Source organism: Enterobacter sp. JBIWA003 (genome assembly GCF_019968825.1).
GTDB classification, from domain to species: Bacteria; Pseudomonadota; Gammaproteobacteria; order Enterobacterales; family Enterobacteriaceae; genus Enterobacter; species Enterobacter quasiroggenkampii.
The window spans coordinates 21,447-38,773 of record NZ_CP074171.1 but is presented as its reverse complement, the minus strand read 5'-3'; the positions used below and the strand labels follow the sequence as shown (position 1 = coordinate 38,773).

The following is a 17,327-nucleotide window of genomic DNA, read 5'->3' as shown; positions in this document are numbered from 1 at the left end:
AACAGTAGCGCCCTTGCAGGGCGAGCGTCACCGCTTCGCGGTTCCGATGGATTGCATGTCCCGAACCCGGCTTTATACTCTGCGGCATGTATATTCCTCGCCCTGCAAAACTCCTCTTCACCGTCGATGACGGCTGGAATTTGTTCATCAATAAGTTCGGCGATAGCCTGACCCCGTGGACCCGTCTTTGCGTCGAGCGCATGCTCGCCTGCGGCACCGCTGCCATGGGCGTTCGCCGTTACTGCTGCGCACCGGCCGACTGCACCCACTCCCGCTTTTTCTGCCAGAGCTGTAAGTCAAAGGCCTGCAGCTCCTGCGGCTTCAAAGCCACGGAGCTGTGGGTGTCGCAGCAGAGCCACATCCTCCCAGACTGCGACTGGCAGCATATCACCTTTACCATGCCTCACCTCCTGTGGCCCTTTTTTAACAACAACTGGCCCCTGCTCAACGCTCTGTTCCGCGCCGCCACCCGCGCCATGCTCCGGTGGGCCCGCAAACAGGGCGTGGAGGTCGGCATCTTCTGCGCCCTGCACACCTGTGGCCGCCAGCTCAACCAGCACCCGCACATTCATCTGTCCGTCACCCGCGGCGGGCTGGATATAAAACACAGCGTATGGCGCGACCTCTTCTTTAAGAAGCAGCCTGTAGAGGAAATCTGGCGCGGGGCGGTCATCCACCTGCTGCGCCACAGCTATGACCTGATTAATCCCGGCAGCCTGCCCGGGCTGGGGCATATCCGTGATAAAAAGCAGTGGCAGCGCTACCTGCAGGCGCAGTACGGGCGCCGCTGGAAGGTCCACTTTGCGAAGAAAACCCGGGGCGCCTGGCGGAGCGTCAAATACCCTGGCCGGTACCTGAAGCGACCGCCGGTGTCGGCGGCAAAGCTCAGGCACTACAGCGGCGGCGCCGTGGTGCACCACTATTACGACTACCGGACGCAGCAGCACCGGAAACAGACGCTGACTCAGGAAGAGATGATCGGGCGCTACATCAGCCACGTGCCGGAAAAGCATTTTAAAATGGTGCGCTACTACGGCTTTTTGTCTAACCGGAAACGGGGCGAGCTGCTGCCGAAAGTGTACGAAGCCCTGCAGATGGAAGCGAGGAAAAAGCCGAAGCAGCCGGGCTTCGCCGCGCTGATGAAGGAATTTCTGCGCACGGATCCCTACAAATGCATTCTGTGCGGCAACCGGCTTCGCTTCAGCGGCGCAGAGGCCGGCAGGCACGCCACCGAACTGGTGGCAGAAAGGCTGCACGGCATCGACAGGAAACGATGGCTTCTGGCGCAGACTGCAGGATAAGTGCGCCTGAAAAATGGGTTTCAGGTTAAAAAGGCACCGAAAACCGAATTTTATCGCCATTAGCGTCACTACCACCCGCCATCACTGCGCTCCAAAAGACTATGTTCATGGTCAGGATATTTTTAAAACGCTTTTCCAGTCTCCTAACCATCAAGAGTCTGGGGTTCAGGTAACCTTCGCTGGTGTTTGCAGAGCTAAGAAAGGCGGCTTAGCGTTGCACTGCGAACTTGAATCCGACACCAGCTAAAAATTTTCCCACTTTTTCTGTAAGAAATTAGCACCGCTAACGACTTTATTAGCAAGGAGTACATAGCTCTGATATCTGAAAGACGAAACGCTCACACTGGAAAATTAAGGAAATAATTATGAAAAAGAATACAACTGCAGCTTTACTGGCGCTGACCGTTGGAAGCGTATTGGCGGGCATCAGCTCTTCGGCTCATGCCGAAACCACCGCGAATTCGGAAAAGTGCTACGGCGTATCGCTGAAAGGTAAAAATGACTGTAAAGCTGGCGCCGGGACGACCTGCGCCGGGACCTCTAAAGTCGACTATCAGGGCAATGCCTGGAAAATGGTGCCGGCGGGAACATGCGTTACCCTGAAATCTCCGACGTCAACGACTGGCTTTGGTCAGCTCGACTCCTTTAAACACAAAGCCTAAACCGCTGGAACTGGAGCACATGCCGTGCAAAATACTGCCTCTTTTCCCGCTGACAGTTGTTCTGATGATGTAGCCGGTGCTCCTGTTATCTGCTCCTTGCCCGCGAAAGCGGGCATTGGCCTTAAGCCCGAGCATTATGACGACATTATCAGACTCCAGCCGGATATTGGTTTTGTCGAAATCCATGCGGAAAATTATCTGGTGGCAGGAGGCCCCATGCACGCCGGACTTCGTGCAGTCTGTGAGAAATATCCCCTTTCTGTCCACGGTGTGGGCCTCTCTATTGGTGGCGAAGACCCGCTGGTTGAAAACCATCTCACGCAAGTTGTCTCGCTCGTGGAACGTTATCAGCCAAAAATATTTTCTGAACATTTAGCCTGGTCAACGCATGGGAACGCCTTTTTTAACGACCTGCTGCCGTTGCCTTACACCAAGGAAACCTTAGAGCGGGTCTGCGATCATATAGATCAGGTACAGAATGCGTTGCGTCGCCCTATGCTTCTTGAAAACCCATCAACGTACGTTGAGTTCAGTGCCTCAACCATGAGTGAAACAACATTCATCAGCGAAATAATAAGGCACACCGGCTGTGGTTTACTGCTTGATGTAAATAATCTCTACGTAAGCGCAGTCAACCACAACCTGGATGCGCACCGCATGCTTCTGGAGCTCCCCTTGCAGCATGTGGGAGAAATTCACCTTGCGGGGTACACCGAATGTATTGACGGTGCCGGAGATCGTCTGTTGATTGACTCACACGACAAAGAAGTGAGCGTTCCGGTTTGGACGTTATACAAAGAAGCGCTGAAGCACACGGGCGCAGTTGCCACGCTGATTGAATGGGATGGCAACGTGCCACCACTAACGCGTCTGCTTCAAGAATCGGCGCGAGCTCAACAATGTCTGCTAATGAGAGATTAACATGCAGCGCGCCTTCATCAATGCATTACTGGATCCTGATGCAGATCCTCCGGCAGGCTTAAAGATATGGAACGGCAGCGATCCTGCCCTGCGGTTTTCAGTATATCGTAACAACGTAATGGCTTCGCTCGTCGACGCGCTGGCTGCTAATTTTCCCGTGCTGCAGGAGCAGGTCGGAAGTGAATTTTTCCGGGCTATGGCTGCCACGTTCATCCGCCAGCATCCGCCCTCTTCTTCTGTGCTGGCTCGTTATGGCGAAAATCTTCCTGCGTGGATCGCGGCCTTTGAGCCGCTGGCTGACTGGCCGTGGTTGGGAGATCTGGCAAAACTTGAGTTTTCTGTCATTGATTCGCTGAACGCTCTCGATAACGAGAAAGAGCTAACGGCGTTAATCCCTGCGTTTGACCCGCAGAACAATGGATTGATGCTTGAGCCTTCCTTGCGGGTCATCACTTCGCCTTATGCCATATTTCAAATCTGGTGCGCCCATCAGGAAGCGCTGCCGGAAACCATTGATCCGTATCAGGCGGAAAATGTTCTACTTTTCCGCCAGCAAAACGCTGTTAGGATTTTGCCTGTAAACGCAGCCCAGGCGCACTTTGTCAACAACCTGCGACTGGGCAAATCGTTAATAGCTTCACTCGAAGCGAGTGAGGGATTAGACCACGAACTCGATGTGGGACAAACGCTGCTGACTCTTCGTCAGCATGGATTGATAATCACAATAAGAGAAAATATATGCTGAAGATCATTCACACTTACATTCGGACTGTGCAACAATTGAGTCAGACGGCACTTATAGCCATCATCGCCCGCATTGGACTTGCCGCCACTTTCTGGCTTTCTGGACAAACAAAAATTGAAGGATTCCAGTTTGATCTCTTTGGCGAGCAACCTCTGCAGTTGGGGGTTCCGAACCTCACAGAGGGGGTCGTAGCCTTGTTTCGTGATGAGTATCGCCTGCCATTCCTGGAACCGGAACTTGCTGCGACGATAGCAGCCACAGCGGAACATATGTTGCCCCTGCTGCTTATACTGGGACTGGCTACCCGCTTATCGGCGCTGGGATTGCTGACGATGACAATGGTTATCCAGATATTCGTCTATCCGGATGCCTGGACTGTGCATACCTTATGGATAAGTGCGCAATTGTACCTGCTGGTATATGGCGCAGGCAGCGTCTCACTGGACCGCTTAATATCGCGGCGTTATTAAGGCTTGTTACTGCCGTCATCACCCATGGCAAATGCGCGGCTCACAACACGTAAATCGTCAAGCTGATGCAAAAAGTTTCGGCAACCTGAGCAGCACAGCAAATGCCACCGCAGTACCAGCCGTTGAGAAACGGCTAAATTCTCATCCTGCATCTGAGATATCAGCCGCGTTGCGTTGATACAATTAAGCATGTATACCCTCGCCTTCAAACCAGCGCTGTGACAGGCACTCGCGTAAACGCATTCGGGCACGCCACAGTATAACGTTCAGATTACTGACGGACACGTCCATCTCCTGGCAAATCTCAGGCGTTTCAAGACCAATGAATTCGCGCATCATGAATGCCCGGGCGTGCTTCGCGGGTAAATTTGACAGACACATTTCAAAAATCTTCCAGAATTTTTCCTGTTCTATTGCCTGATCAGGCATGTGCCAACGTTTAGGTTCTTCGCCTGTGGCCCAATGCCCCGACTCATCAAACAGCATATCAAAATCCAGTTCTTCCTGCGCACTACTTTGTGTCGGCTCGGAAGCACGATAACGCTGTCGCAGTTCATCAGCAATTTTATGACGAAGAATAGCAAATACCCAGCTTTTCCAGGCGCCTTCACCTCTGAGCGTGGACGCATTTTTCATAGCACCTTCCAGCGCCTCCTGAACGACATCTTCTGCCAGACAGCGGTCACCTAACTGCAGCTGGGCAAACCTCACCATTTGTACACGTAACGCAATCAGGAAATTAAGCTCATCCGCTCCATGTGGAACATTCTGCATAAATGTATTGCCTATTTAAGGTGAAATTTAAACGCGCATTAGACACATGTAGACCATGCTCACTTCAGCAATGATTCAGAGATGCTTAGCGGAGCTTTGAAGACCTTACGGACCAATAAATTTTATATTCGTTATTATTACAAATATTTAGCTCGTGGAAAATAAAATTTACGTACGGCAATGTGAATCGCCAGGTAATGACGCAGATTTAGTGGTAATGGAGGATTGTCGGATACCAGCCGATGGTCTTGTCGTGCATAACCACCATTGATTGCAACTCCACCAGACCAGGAACCGCACGCAAGCCCAGCGTTAATCAGAGATTGATCTTGACCTGCTATCTCCAGACAGCTTTTGTAGCTTAAGTTAACGATGCCCGCAGCGCCGGTATTATTTCGGGGAGTGATATCGCAGCACGCTGTGCGGATGGTTTTCATTGTAATAATTGAACGTAGCGCCCTTAGAGGGCGAGCGTCACGGCTCTGCCGTTCCGATGGTGTTCATGCCCGGCTCACGGCCTTATACTCTGCGGTATGTTAATACCCGAAGGATATCTCCAGCATGCCGCGCAACAAATCTCCGAAAAAACGTAAACAGCACAAACCCGGAAAACCCGGCAGGTCTCCTGCTGACGGGCGTATCCCGTACCGACGCTACCCCAAACGTTTCATGGTCTCCGCGCCTCCTGAGCACGGCCATGAGACCCCGCATGAGTTCTTTTATGACAGTCCCGAAGAAGCCATACAGCACTGCGTCCGCCTTGGGCCTCAGTTTTTTCTCGACACGCTGAACTATCCGCCCCTGGTCACGGTTATCCGGGGTTTTGAGCAGCATCCCGGTGATGCTGAGAGGGCCGGATACGACTGTACCGATGGCGCAATGACTGAAAGCATGCCCGTGGATCAGTTCATGACCTGTACAGAGCTGGGGATAATGCCGGTGTCCTTCGACCCATGGGACAAATCCACCGACAACTGGGCTGACAGACCCGACGAACTCGACTGCGACTGCGACTGCGACTGCGACTGCGACTGCGACTGCGACTGCGACTGCGACTGCGACTGCGACTGCGACTGCGACTGCGGGCAGTATGTCGATTTTAGTTTCACCGGCAAGATACCCGGCCTGTAATACCCCGGATGTATATCCCGCGTCCCGCAAAACTCCTCTTCACCGTCGATGACGGCTGGAACAGGTACCTCGGTTCAAATGGCGACAGCGTCAGCCTCTGGACCCGTCTCTGCGTTGAGCGCATGCTCGCCTGCGGGACCACTGAGATGGGTGTTCGTCGTTTTTGCTGTTCGTCACCCGGTTGCACCCACTCCCGCTTTTTCTGCCAGAGCTGCAAGTCAAAGGCCTGCAGTTCCTGCGGATTCAAAGCCACGGAGCAGTGGGTGGCGCAGCAGAGCCACATCCTCCCCGACTGCGACTGGCAGCACATCACCTTTACTATGCCCCACCTGCTGTGGCCGTTTTTTAACAACAACTGGCCACTGCTCAATCAGCTCTTTCAGGCCGCCACACGGGCCATGTTACGGTGGGCCCGCAAACAGGGCGTGGTGGTCGGTATCTTCTGCGCCCTGCACACCTGTGGCCGCCAGCTCAACCAGCATCCGCACATTCACGTCTCCGTCACCCGCGGCGGGCTCAGCATGAAGCACGGCGTCTGGAAAAGTATCTTCTTTAAAAAACAGGCTGTAGAAAAAATCTGGCGCACTGCCGTCACGGAGCTGCTACGGGACAACTATGACCGGATTAACCCCGCCAGCCTGCCCGGCCATGGTCATCTCCGGGATGAAAAACAGTGGCGCCGTTATCTGCAGGCGCAATACGGACGTCGGTGGAAAGTCCACTTTGCGAAGAAGACCCGGGGTGCCTGGCGGAGCGTCAAATACCTCGGCCGGTACCTGAAGCGACCGCCGGTGTCGGCGACGAAGCTGAGGCACTACAGCGGTGGTGCCGTGGTGCACAATTATTACGACCACCGTACACAGCAATACCGGCAGCAAACGCTGACCCAGGAAGAGATGATCGGACGCTATATCAGTCATATCCCGGAGAAGCATTTTAAGATGGTGCGTTACTACGGTTTTTTGTCAAATCGTAAACGGGGCGAGCTGCTGCCAAAAGTGTATGAAGCCCTGGAGATGGAGACGCGGGAAAAACCGGAGCAGCCGGGCTTCGCCGTGCTGATGAAGGAATTTTTGCGCACGGATCCGTACAAATGCCTTCTGTGCGGCAACCGGCTGCGCTTCAGCAGTGCACAGGCAGGGAGACATACGACCGAATTAGTGGCAGAAAGGCTGCATGACATAGACAGAAAACGATGGCTTCTGGCACAGGCTGCAGGATAAGTGCGTCTGAAATATGGGTTACGGGTTAAAAACACGTCAAAAACAGCATTTTATGACTATAACGTTCCCGATGGCGCATCATTACTGCATTGTTGACACTGCTGTTCATGGTCAGGAAATTTTCAAAACGATGATTCATTTGTAAGCGTCCAGCGAGGGCCGTCTGGTCATAATCTGATGCATCCGACAAAGTGGTGTCCACTAAATAAGTGTAGTGCGCCCCAAAAGTTAGACACCAGATCAAAAACTGAGGGCGCATGGCAAAATTTTCATTGGAATTCAAAAAGGAAGTGTCAGAGAAGTATCTGGAAGATGAGTTGAGTCTGAAATCTGTAGCCAGGATGTACGACATAAGCCCTTGCACGGTAAGAAAATGGGCTTATGCCTACCGGGAGCATGGGATCGGTGTGCTTACGGGTAAAAAGGGACGCTACTCTGCTGATTTCAAACTTATGGTAGTAAAAGAAGTTGTGGATGATGGCTTCTCTGTTCGTGAAACTGCGGTAAAACATGGGATACCAGCCTTTGGTACTGTATGTACCTGGCTTGAAAAATATAGAAAACATGGCGAGGATGCTTTCACCCGAAAAAATCAAAAGATCATCCCAGTGCCAGATAAAAGCATCACGCCAGTCCCACCACAGCCAGCATTAACCGATGTTGAGCGAGAGGAACTTGAACAACTCAGGGTCGAGAATGCCTACTTAAAAAAGCTGAAGGCCTTGGTTCAGCAGAAAACATGCTCAGCGCCCAGGAAAAAGTGAGCATTGTAAGTGAACTAAGGCAGGAATGGCCATTGTCCCGATTGTTAATCGTTGCTGGGCTGCCCCGGAGTACATTTTACTATCATGTAAAACGTCTTGCGGCTCCGGACCGATACCAGTCTGCCAGAGCGCTTGTGCTGAAAATTTATCACCAGCACAAAGGTCGCTATGGTTACAGACGCATCAGGCTGGCATGTCGTAACGAGGGGGTTTTACTTAATGGCAAAACCGTTAGAAAACTCATGAAGGAACTGGGTATTAGCAGCCTGATTCGCGTCAAAAAGTACCGTTCATATAAAGGAGAACAAGGACGAATTTGCGATAATCTCCTGAAACGCCAGTTTGACGCAGAACGCCCCAACGAGAAGTGGGTCACAGATGTCACTGAGTTTAAAGTGAATGGCAAAAAGCTGTATTTGTCGCCCATCATGGATCTTTATAATGGCGAAATCATTGCTTATAACCTCGCTAACCGCCCTCTACCTTCAATGGTGCAGACTATGCTCACGGATGCGCTGAAACAGTTGCCGAAAGACGAACACCCAATATTGCACAGCGATCAAGGCTGGCAATATCAGATGTCACGCTGGCAACGATGGTTAAAAGATAGTGGCATCGCCCAGAGTATGTCTCGTCGGGGAAATTGCCTTGATAATGCAGTGATAGAGAGTTTTTTTGGAACATTGAAATCAGAATGTTATTACCTCAATGAATATAAAAATGTGGATGACTTAAAGCGAGACATTATCGATTACATTGATTATTATAACCAATTGAGGATAAAGGAAAAACTTGGCGGTCTTAGTCCGGTACAATATCGATTGAGTCAGGCTGCATAAGTTGTCCAAGATCTGGGGCGCAGATCAATAAGTAGTGGGAACCAAAGTGTCAGAGATGCAGAAAAATGTGACTCCCGGCAGGCGTAAAGGCTGCCCTAATTATTCTCCTGAGTTTAAGCAGCAGCTCGTTGCTGCTTCCTGCGAACCCGGAATATCCATCTCGAAACTGGCGCTCGAAAATGGCATTAACGCCAATCTGTTGTTCAAATGGCGCCAACAATGGCGCGAGGGAAAGCTGCTATTACCTTCTTCAGAGAGCCCCCAGCTACTTCCTGTGACTCTCGATGCTGCTGCCGTACAGCCAGAACCGCCCGCAGAGGACCCGGAAACCCTCAGTATCAGCTGTGAGGTAACGTTCCGGCACGGGACGCTCCGCCTCAATGGCACTGTCAGCGAAAAGCTTCTGGCTCTGCTGATACAGGAACTGAAGCGATGATCCCGTTACCTTCCGGGACAAAAATCTGGCTGGTTGCCGGAATCACTGACATGCGCAACGGCTTCAACGGCCTGGCCGCAAAAGTGCAGACGGCGCTGAAAGATGACCCGATGTCCGGCCACGTCTTCATCTTCCGGGGCCGCAGTGGCAGTCAGGTCAAACTGCTGTGGTCTACTGGCGACGGGCTGTGCCTGCTGACCAAACGGCTGGAGCGCGGCCGCTTCGCCTGGCCCTCGGCCCGTGATGGCAAAGTGTTCCTGACGCCGGCGCAGCTGGCAATGCTGTTGGAAGGTATCGACTGGCGGCAGCCTAAGCGGTTGCTGACCTCCCTGACCATGCTGTAGGTCTCTTTATCCTGGTTGTCACAGAATAAGCCTGGTAAAATGCGGGCTTATGAACGACACCTCTCCTGACGACATCCTTCTGCTGAAACAGCGCCTGGCCGAACAGGAAGCGCTGATCCACGCCCTGCAGGAAAAGCTGAGCAACCGGGAGCGTGAAATAGACCATCTGCAGGCGCAGCTGGATAAGCTTCGCCGGATGAACTTCGGCAGCCGCTCCGAAAAGGTATCCCGCCGTATCGCACAGATGGAAGCCGATCTGAACCGGCTTCAGAAAGAGAGCGATACACTGACCGGTCGGGCGGATGACCCGGCAGTACAGCGCCCGTTGCGTCAGACCCGCACCCGCAAACCGTTCCCCGAATCACTCCCTCGTGACGAAAAACGGCTGCTGCCGGCAGAGTCTTGCTGCCCTGAGTGTGGTGGCTCGCTGAGCTACCTGGGCGAAGACGCAGCCGAACAGCTGGAGCTGATGCGCAGCGCCTTCCGGGTTATCCGCACAGTGCGGGAAAAACATGCCTGCACAAAATGCGACGCTATAGTGCAGGCTCCCGCGCCTTCACGCCCCATCGAGCGGGGTATCGCCGGACCGGGGCTGCTGGCCCGGGTGCTGAGCTCAAAGTATGCAGAGCACACCCCGCTGTATCGCCAGTCTGAAATATACAACCGTCAGGGCGTGGAACTGAGCCGTTCACTGCTGTCGGGCTGGGTGGATGCGTGTTGCCGGCTGCTGTCACCGCTGGAAGAGGTGCTTCAGGACTATGTCCTGACCGACGGCAAACTCCATGCGGATGATACCCCCGTCCAGGTGCTGTTGCCGGGCAATAAGAAGACGAAGACCGGGCGGTTGTGGACGTATGTTCGTGACGACCGCAACGCCGGGTCAGCGCTGGCGCCGGCGGTCTGGTTCGCCTACAGCCCGGACAGAAAAGGCATCCATCCGCAGACCCATCTTGCGGGGTTCAGCGGTGTGCTGCAGGCGGATGCGTACGCCGGGTTCAACGAACTGTACCGGGATGGCCGGATAACGGAAGCCGCCTGTTGGGCTCATGCCCGCCGTAAAATCCACGATGTGGATGTTCGTACCCCGTCAGCCCTGACGAAGGAAGCCCTGAGACGGATCGGCGAACTGTACGCCATCGAGGCGGAGATAAGGGGAATGCCGGCGGAGCAGCGCCTTGCCGAACGTCAGTTGAAAATGAAACCGCTCCTGAAATCCCTGGAAAGCTGGCTGCGTGAAAAGATGAAAACCCTGTCGCGACACTCAGAACTGGCGAAAGCGTTCGCATACGCCCTGAACCAGTGGCCGGCACTGACGTACTATGCAGAAGACGGCTGGGCCGAAGCCGATAACAACATCGCTGAAAATGCGCTGCGGATGGTCAGTCTGGGTCGTAAAAACTGGTTGTTCTTCGGCTCGGACCACGGTGGTGAGCGTGGAGCGTTGCTATACAGTCTGATCGGTACATGCAAACTGAATGGAGTGGATCCAGAAAGCTACCTCCGTCACGTGCTGGACGTCATAGCTGACTGGCCGATCAATCGGGTCAGCGAACTGCTCCCCTGGCGCGTAGCGCTGCCAACTGAATAACACATCCCCGTCAATACGGTTCTCGCTGGACGCTTACATTCATTTTCCTAACCATGAACGTTAACGCTGGCCATGAGATAACCTCAAAAGCCCGTATTATACATCAGATTCAAATAATTAGAGGCATCACCAATTTTTCAATTGTTGAAAAAGGTACGACACTTTATGGAAACCATAAGCCCGTATCTGGATGGCAAAAATGCGCTGGCAAAGGTGTAGCAATATTAGGACAATTTTTATTGTCCTATTTTATTAAACGAATTGTCTTAAATATTCTGAATTCCAAAACAACAAGGAGGTAAGTATCATTCAACCTCAACACGTTCACGTTATATGGAGTAAAAAATGTCAACATATTTACCTAAGAAAGTTATCGCTCAGTTAGTCGCTGGTACTTTTTCCGTCGTATTAGGAGCACAAGCCATGGCAGCCACCACTCATTCTACAGTATCCAGCAAGACTCATGAGGTTAAACAAGTACCACAGTCGCTGGAAATGTTGTCACGTGATAACACGGTTCTGGTGCTGGTCGATCACCAAATAGGTCTATTCACTGGTGTGAGAGATATCCCTGTGGCCGACCTCAAACATAATGTCGTGGCATTGGCAAAGGCGGCCAAGGTATTGGGTATTCCGGTTATCATGACGGCAACTATGCCTGATGGTCTGTGGGGACCAACCATTCCTGAGCTGACCTCTGCATTGCCCGATGTACCGATCATCACCCGAACAGTAATCAATGCTTGGGATGATCCTGCTGTTCGGGCAGCCATAGAAAAGACAGGGCGTAAACAGATTTTGATTGCGGGTGTTTCACTGGAAGTTTGTGCGGCATTTCCAGCGATTGCTGCTAAAGCTGCTGGATTTGATACCCGTGTAGTATTGGATGCTTCTGGTACCTTCAATGATGCCAAACGTGAGGCAGGTATCCAGCGCCTGACCGTGGCGGGTATACCGTTAACGGATTATGCCTCCGCAGGTGTAGAACTATTGGGAAGCAATACCGATCCGAAAGCTCACAATGTCTACAATGCGCTGGATATTCCCTTTGCCACACTGGTTTGGCAGTTGAAAACTACCCCACAACCTGACAATCAAAAGTAAAGGAAATGAGCACTCAGCTATCAAATGTCATTACGGCAAAGATGCACCCGATAGGCACCGGGTGTACCATCGCACAGTTTCGACATGACTTGTTCAATGCTGGAATGATGTCGCCTTTTGTTATGGTAGATCATTTTTATATGTGGGAGCCTACGTTTGATGTGCATCCCCATGCGGGTTTCTCTGCTGTAACGATGGTTTTTGAAGACACTAAAGGCACAATGATCAGCCAGGATTCTCTTGGCAATAATGCGGTGTTTGGTGCTGGTGACCTGCACTGGACCATGGCTGGCCGGGGAATCATGCATACACAGGTTCCTGTTGGCGCACAATCCCATATTCATGCACTGCAAATTTTTGTCAATTTACCAGCAGCGCAGAAAAATTTGCCAGCAGATTCGTTTCACATCAGCAGCGATAAGATACCAATCATCGAGAATGAAGGGAGCCGCGTGCGTGTTGTCTCTGGCGATTTTCAGGGAAATATCTCCTTGACCCGAGCCCCTCGGTCAATACTGATGCTTGATGTACAATTTCAAAAAGCTGATGCCAATATTGAAGTCCCTCTACCTGGTCAATGGAATGCATGGATACTTATAGTTGAGGGAGATGTCATTGTTGATAACAGCAGTGAAATCGTGTCAGGCCAAGCGATCTGCGTCAGTGCCGATGATCAAGGCGGCACATTCAGGCTCAAAGGAAGTGAAGGCGCTCAGTGTGTTGTTTTGGCTGCTGAGCGGATCGATGAGCCGATGATTGTCCAAGGTCCGTTTGTATTCGAAAGTAAAACTTCTCTTGATAAAGCAGTAGATGATTTTCGCGCTGGTAAGTTCGGCTCTGTCGTCTTTAAACAAATGGATTCAGACTAACAGAATCTATTAATTGGAGTTACCCAATGCGACCAGCAATCGCACTGGGTAATTCATCAACCAGATAATCCAATAGTACCCGAACTGCGGGCAACCATCCTTGTTGAACGGGAGCCACGGCAGTCAGTTGTGAATCACCTGCAAGCCATTGTGGTAATACGCACACTAACTTCTCTTCTGCCACACCCTCACGGCACACATAATCTGGTAAAGCAACCACACCTAAACCCGCTTCAACTGCCTGTTTCAGTGCTACCATGTTATTACTCACAAATCGCGCGTTAAAGGGCACGGTAACGGTTGGTTTATTCAGAGAAAAAAGCGACCAGCTTTGTGCAGTTCCTCGGCCAAGAGCGATGGCATCGTGGGTCAATAGATCATCAGGGCAATGCGGATTCCCTTTTAGGGGTTCCGTGGTCATTTCTGCAATAACACCCGCTAAGGAAAAATGAAGTTCTTTGGATTGAATCGCTTAGTGCGAACTGGCCTGTACCGTTCAAGGGGACGGTCAATTTCGTTCCACAGGTAATCTCCGGTGAGAGATATATGACCCCACGGTAGTGGCGCCACGCTGGACAACAGCTCTTCCGGTATGATGATCCCCTGGCTGCGAACGTAATCAACAGCACGGCTGAGATAGACCGTGTTCCACAGGACTATTGCATTAACAACAAGGTTGAGGCCAGATGCCCTGTAAGCCATAGCCTCGGCAGCTCTGTTACGAAGCTCGCCAAGTTGGTGAAGAAAAATGGCGCGGGCAAGGGCATGGCGGCTTTCGCCTTTGTTGAGAATGGCATGTGATCTGCGACGTAAGCGGGTATCAAGCAACCAGTCACAAATAAAGATAGAGCGTTCAATGCGTCCCATTTCTCGCAAAGCCTGGTTGAGCCGGTTTTGTCTGGGAGACGCTGCCAGCTTTTTCAGTATCACTGATGGAGGCACCAGACCTGCGCCGATCGAAGCCTTTAGCCGCAGCACCTCATCCCAGTGTTGCTCTATAACATCCATCCTGGCTCTTCCGGCAATCAGAGCATCAAGTGGCCTGTATTCCTCCGAGGGAGTAATGACGTACAGTCTGCGACTACCCAAATTGCGAATGCGGGGAATGAGCCTGTAACCAAAGGAGTGAAACATCGAAAATGTTGTTTCAGTCGCACCGGCAGTATCGGTGGCATGTTCATGAATTTCCACTGAACTTTCGTTGTGAAGCAAACCATCGAGTACGTAAGGTGCTTCACTCTCAGAGGCCTGGATCATTCTGGAGAAAAAGGACGCAAACCGGTTCGACAGAAAGCCATAAATCGACGCTCCTGGCCGCTTGCCGTATTTTGCATTGTATTCAAGGCTGGCTTCACCACGTCCGCCGGCAGGGAAAAACTGCCCGTCCGAGGATGATACATGGCCATCCCCCCAGATAGCGGCAAAAGGATGTTCCTGCTGGGCATCGACCAGTACCGAGGTTGCAGCTGCATAGGTTTCAGCGCGTAAATGACGATCCACCATTACCATCATCTGGTGAATGGTGACACCACGTGAACTCTGTGCCATTCGTTCAGCTCCGGCATTAGTCGCATCAGCAAGGATCGCTGCCATGAGCGACGCTTCGTCTTCAGCCTGTTCTCCGGTGCGATAATGGGTGAAACAATCAAGAAAATTAGTCCAGCTATGGACTTCAGCGAGCAGGCTGGTGATCCTGACCCGGGGAACCAGCATGTAAAGCTTTCGGCTGAGTGTGGTAATCCTGTCGCTATCCTCCTCGCGGATTGGTGAAACGGACAGCCCTCTGTCAGAAAGCTCTGCATCAGGTATGGCATTATCAGCGGCGGCTTTTGCCAGCGCTTTTAGTTTTGTATCTAGAGTGGCGGTACGCTCCGCCCTCCATTCCGAAAAATTATCCGGAATGGCAAGTCCGAGCCGTGATTCTGTACGCATCTGGTCGAAAACATGGCGTGGTAGAAGATAATCCTCAAAACTGCGCCAGGCCCTGCTGCCATCAACCCATATGTCTCCGGTTTTCAGCCGCTCCCGCAGATGAACGAATACGGCAACCTCCCATGCCTGAAAATCTGTATTTCCCGCCCCCGGACTGACTCGCCGCAGCCATTTACGGGACATAAAATCGAGCGGTACCTTCGAGGGAAGTTTTCGACCGCGGTAGAGTGCCAGAAGATGATCCACAGCCAGCAGAACCGGCTCATCCGCGCGAAACGCCCTGAAAGAAAAAGTACTGAAAATAAGCCGCCCCAGCTTACGTAATGATTTTTGTCTTCCGATAAGCTCGTCAAATTCGGTATTACGATGGGGTGATGCGACAGAAGCCGCAGCAGCCATACTGGCGATCAAACCTTCCCAGCCAAGTGATGCCGTTATCGCTGATGCAAAATCAGTCTTGCCGTCACGGGCATCCAGAAGCGCCTGACCCAGCTTTATATGAACCAGAGCCACGACTTCAAGCACTTCTGCGGCTTTCAGTCGACGCTCCTTCTGGCTTATCTCTGCCTTGCGCCTCGTGCTGCCAATCAATTTGCAGAACATATCAATAGCCAGATCGGTAATTATCGCCTGTTTTTCGATGACGAAGGCTGCCAGCGTGGCGCGGCGGCGTTCGGACGCCAGACGTTGTATCTCACGTGCATGTAAAACACGAGAATCGCGGGCAATAATACCGTAACGGTTTACATGGATCCTTTTGCGCTGCTCATCGGAGATTGCCGCTGCCCGTAATATCTCGAGCCGGCTAATCAGTCCTCTGAGATTCTTGAGTTTCACACCTTCCGGAGCTTCGGCTATCCAGCCAAGAAGGCTCCTTTCACCGGCTCGTTCGGTAAGTAGTTGCTCAAGTGCGGTGATAGATGAAGGCTCCAGATCCCTGATCAGCTCCCGGTAGGACAGCCGGCGGGCGGCTGCCCGCCCCGCCATTGCCAGGCGAACGAGTTGTGTCGGGACAGGGACCAGTAACTTTTTGTCCTTTAGCTTGTCGATAACCGCTCTGGTGATCGGTAGCCCCCGTTCGGTTGTTGCTGCCTCGCGTGCGGCCGCAAGAATGAGCATTCTGTAATCGCTGACCCGGACGGAACGAAGACCCAGGGCAGAGACAATTTCGCGGGCATGCTCCCGACGAGTCTCCTCGCGTTGGGCGTAAAGTGTAAAAACGGCTGGGTCAATATCCAGTTGCTCTGCAACAACAGCGATAACCGCCTCCGTAGGAACCTCTCCTGCACGTAGCGTACGACCGAGGTCGCGGATAAGTGCGAGCTGAACAGCAAAACCAAGGCGGTTATGAGACCGACGATGCGATCTGGCGAATGCAACATCTTCACAGGACAGTGCAAACCGGGAAAGCGCCTCCTCATAAACCTCAGGCAGCGCAAAAAGAGCATCATGCGATTTGGCGTCAAGAAAGGACATCGGCCTGGTCTGCCTTCAGATTGCAGGATCCTGGCCCGGTCCAGCCGATTCGCCGCAGCGTATCGATGAGTGTCGAGCGCGGTACCCTGAATGTGCGACACACTGACGCTTTACTGGCACCGGTTTCCAGAGCAGTGAGGATCTGCTCAACCTTTTCAGCATCTATCGTCGGTGGTCTTCCACCTTTTCGCCCCCGTCGGCGAGCTGCAGCCAGGCCCGCATTAACACGTTCAGCGATAAGCGTTCTTTCATATTCAGCGAGGGTGCCGAAAAGATTAAAGAGGAACGAGCCATGTGGCGTTGTTGTATCGATGGCTTCAGTCAATGACTTAAAGGCAACACCGCGGATTTTCAGGTCTTCTACAATTCGGATCAAATGTGAGAGTGAGCGACCAAGCCTATCAAGCTTCCAGACTATCAGGACGTCACCTTCTCGCACCTCTGCAAGGCAGGTCTTAAGTCCCGGGCGATCATCGCGCGCACCAGAGGCATGATCCTGATGTAAATGGCGGGGGTCAACTCCGGCAGCAATCAATGCATCACGCTGCAAAGCAACAGACTGACGTTCATCATTGCCTGATACTCGCATATAGCCAATCAACATGTGCGACAAACCTTAAAATTGAGCTTGTCGTACAATGTCTCATTCCGACAGTGTTTGTCACGTAAAAAATAAGGAGTTTACCCCCTCAATTTTCTCCAGCGGCAAGATCTGACGGAAAACACTTGTTTTCCGTCAGGGCGAAAA

17 protein-coding genes are annotated in these 17,327 nt (G+C 52.2%); 13 read left to right on the top strand and 4 right to left on the bottom strand.

Annotation, left to right across the window (positions count from 1 at the left end; genetic code table 11):
• Positions 1–86 precede the first annotated feature (86 nt).
• From KGP25_RS24615 to KGP25_RS24595, 5 genes are all read left to right on the top strand, one after another.
• Positions 87–1,301, top strand: a complete 1,215-nt coding sequence (locus KGP25_RS24615; RefSeq protein WP_223540671.1) for an IS91 family transposase — start codon at positions 87–89, stop codon at positions 1,299–1,301.
• A 365-nt stretch (positions 1,302–1,666) separates the two neighbouring features.
• Positions 1,667–1,963, top strand: a complete 297-nt coding sequence (locus KGP25_RS24610; protein ID WP_223540670.1) for a DUF2282 domain-containing protein — start codon at positions 1,667–1,669, stop codon at positions 1,961–1,963.
• 87 nt (positions 1,964–2,050) lie between these two features.
• Complete coding sequence (locus KGP25_RS24605; RefSeq protein WP_223540707.1) at positions 2,051–2,884, top strand: DUF692 domain-containing protein; 834 nt, start codon at positions 2,051–2,053, stop codon at positions 2,882–2,884.
• A 1-nt stretch (position 2,885) separates the two neighbouring features.
• Positions 2,886–3,629, top strand: coding sequence for a DNA-binding domain-containing protein (locus KGP25_RS24600; RefSeq protein WP_223540669.1), 744 nt, complete (start codon positions 2,886–2,888; stop codon positions 3,627–3,629).
• Complete coding sequence (locus tag KGP25_RS24595) at positions 3,623–4,099, top strand: DoxX family protein (RefSeq protein ID WP_223540668.1); 477 nt, start codon at positions 3,623–3,625, stop codon at positions 4,097–4,099. Before KGP25_RS24600 ends, KGP25_RS24595 begins: the two co-directional genes overlap by 7 nt.
• Positions 4,100–4,282: 183 nt before the next feature.
• Here KGP25_RS24595 and KGP25_RS24590 read toward each other — a convergent pair whose 3' ends face one another.
• On the bottom strand, positions 4,283–4,873 hold the full coding sequence (locus KGP25_RS24590; RefSeq protein ID WP_223540667.1) for a sigma-70 family RNA polymerase sigma factor: 591 nt from the start codon (positions 4,871–4,873) through the stop codon (positions 4,283–4,285).
• 561 nt (positions 4,874–5,434) lie between these two features.
• On the opposite strand from KGP25_RS24590, the gene KGP25_RS24585 reads away from it, so the two are divergent.
• The 8 genes from KGP25_RS24585 to KGP25_RS24550 all read left to right on the top strand — a co-directional run bounded on the left by KGP25_RS24585 (position 5,435) and on the right by KGP25_RS24550 (position 13,171).
• Positions 5,435–6,004, top strand: coding sequence for a hypothetical protein (locus KGP25_RS24585; protein ID WP_223540666.1), 570 nt, complete (start codon positions 5,435–5,437; stop codon positions 6,002–6,004).
• An 8-nt stretch (positions 6,005–6,012) separates the two neighbouring features.
• On the top strand, positions 6,013–7,227 hold the full coding sequence (locus KGP25_RS24580) for an IS91 family transposase (protein WP_223540665.1): 1,215 nt from the start codon (positions 6,013–6,015) through the stop codon (positions 7,225–7,227).
• Positions 7,228–7,484: 257 nt separating this feature from the next.
• Positions 7,485–8,830, top strand: a protein-coding gene (locus KGP25_RS24575) for an IS3 family transposase (RefSeq protein ID WP_123060779.1) whose coding sequence is annotated in 2 segments (ribosomal slippage) — positions 7,485–7,967 and positions 7,970–8,830 — 1,344 coding nt in all. Because the reading frame shifts where the segments join, the coding sequence is not laid out codon by codon here.
• 55 nt (positions 8,831–8,885) lie between these two features.
• Complete coding sequence (locus KGP25_RS24570) at positions 8,886–9,266, top strand: transposase (RefSeq protein WP_223540664.1); 381 nt, start codon at positions 8,886–8,888, stop codon at positions 9,264–9,266.
• Positions 9,263–9,610: an IS66 family insertion sequence element accessory protein TnpB gene (gene tnpB, locus KGP25_RS24565; RefSeq protein ID WP_042922210.1), complete on the top strand. Its 348-nt coding sequence runs from the start codon at positions 9,263–9,265 to the stop codon at positions 9,608–9,610. The genes KGP25_RS24570 and tnpB overlap by 4 nt, the downstream gene beginning before the upstream one ends.
• 49 nt (positions 9,611–9,659) lie before the next feature.
• Positions 9,660–11,198, top strand: a complete 1,539-nt coding sequence (locus KGP25_RS24560) for an IS66 family transposase (RefSeq protein ID WP_223540663.1) — start codon at positions 9,660–9,662, stop codon at positions 11,196–11,198.
• A 495-nt stretch (positions 11,199–11,693) separates the two neighbouring features.
• Positions 11,694–12,302 (top strand): isochorismatase family protein, encoded by a 609-nt coding sequence (locus KGP25_RS24555; RefSeq protein ID WP_223540706.1) that lies wholly within the window; start codon positions 11,694–11,696, stop codon positions 12,300–12,302.
• A gap of 5 nt (positions 12,303–12,307) precedes the next feature.
• A complete protein-coding gene (locus KGP25_RS24550) occupies positions 12,308–13,171 on the top strand; it encodes a pirin-like C-terminal cupin domain-containing protein (protein WP_223540662.1) in 864 nt (287 codons plus the stop codon).
• Positions 13,172–13,190: 19 nt separating this feature from the next.
• Here KGP25_RS24550 and KGP25_RS24545 read toward each other — a convergent pair whose 3' ends face one another.
• From KGP25_RS24545 to KGP25_RS24535, 3 genes are read right to left on the bottom strand one after another with little or no spacing between them, the layout of a single operon-like run.
• On the bottom strand, positions 13,191–13,592 hold the full coding sequence (locus KGP25_RS24545) for a LysR substrate-binding domain-containing protein (RefSeq protein ID WP_223540661.1): 402 nt from the start codon (positions 13,590–13,592) through the stop codon (positions 13,191–13,193).
• Positions 13,593–13,609: 17 nt separating this feature from the next.
• Entirely contained in the window at positions 13,610–16,579 is a 2,970-nt protein-coding gene (locus tag KGP25_RS24540) for a Tn3 family transposase (RefSeq protein WP_223540660.1), read from the bottom strand.
• Positions 16,566–17,183, bottom strand: coding sequence for a recombinase family protein (locus KGP25_RS24535; RefSeq protein WP_223540659.1), 618 nt, complete (start codon positions 17,181–17,183; stop codon positions 16,566–16,568). The genes KGP25_RS24540 and KGP25_RS24535 overlap by 14 nt, the downstream gene beginning before the upstream one ends.
• Positions 17,184–17,327 lie beyond the last annotated feature (144 nt).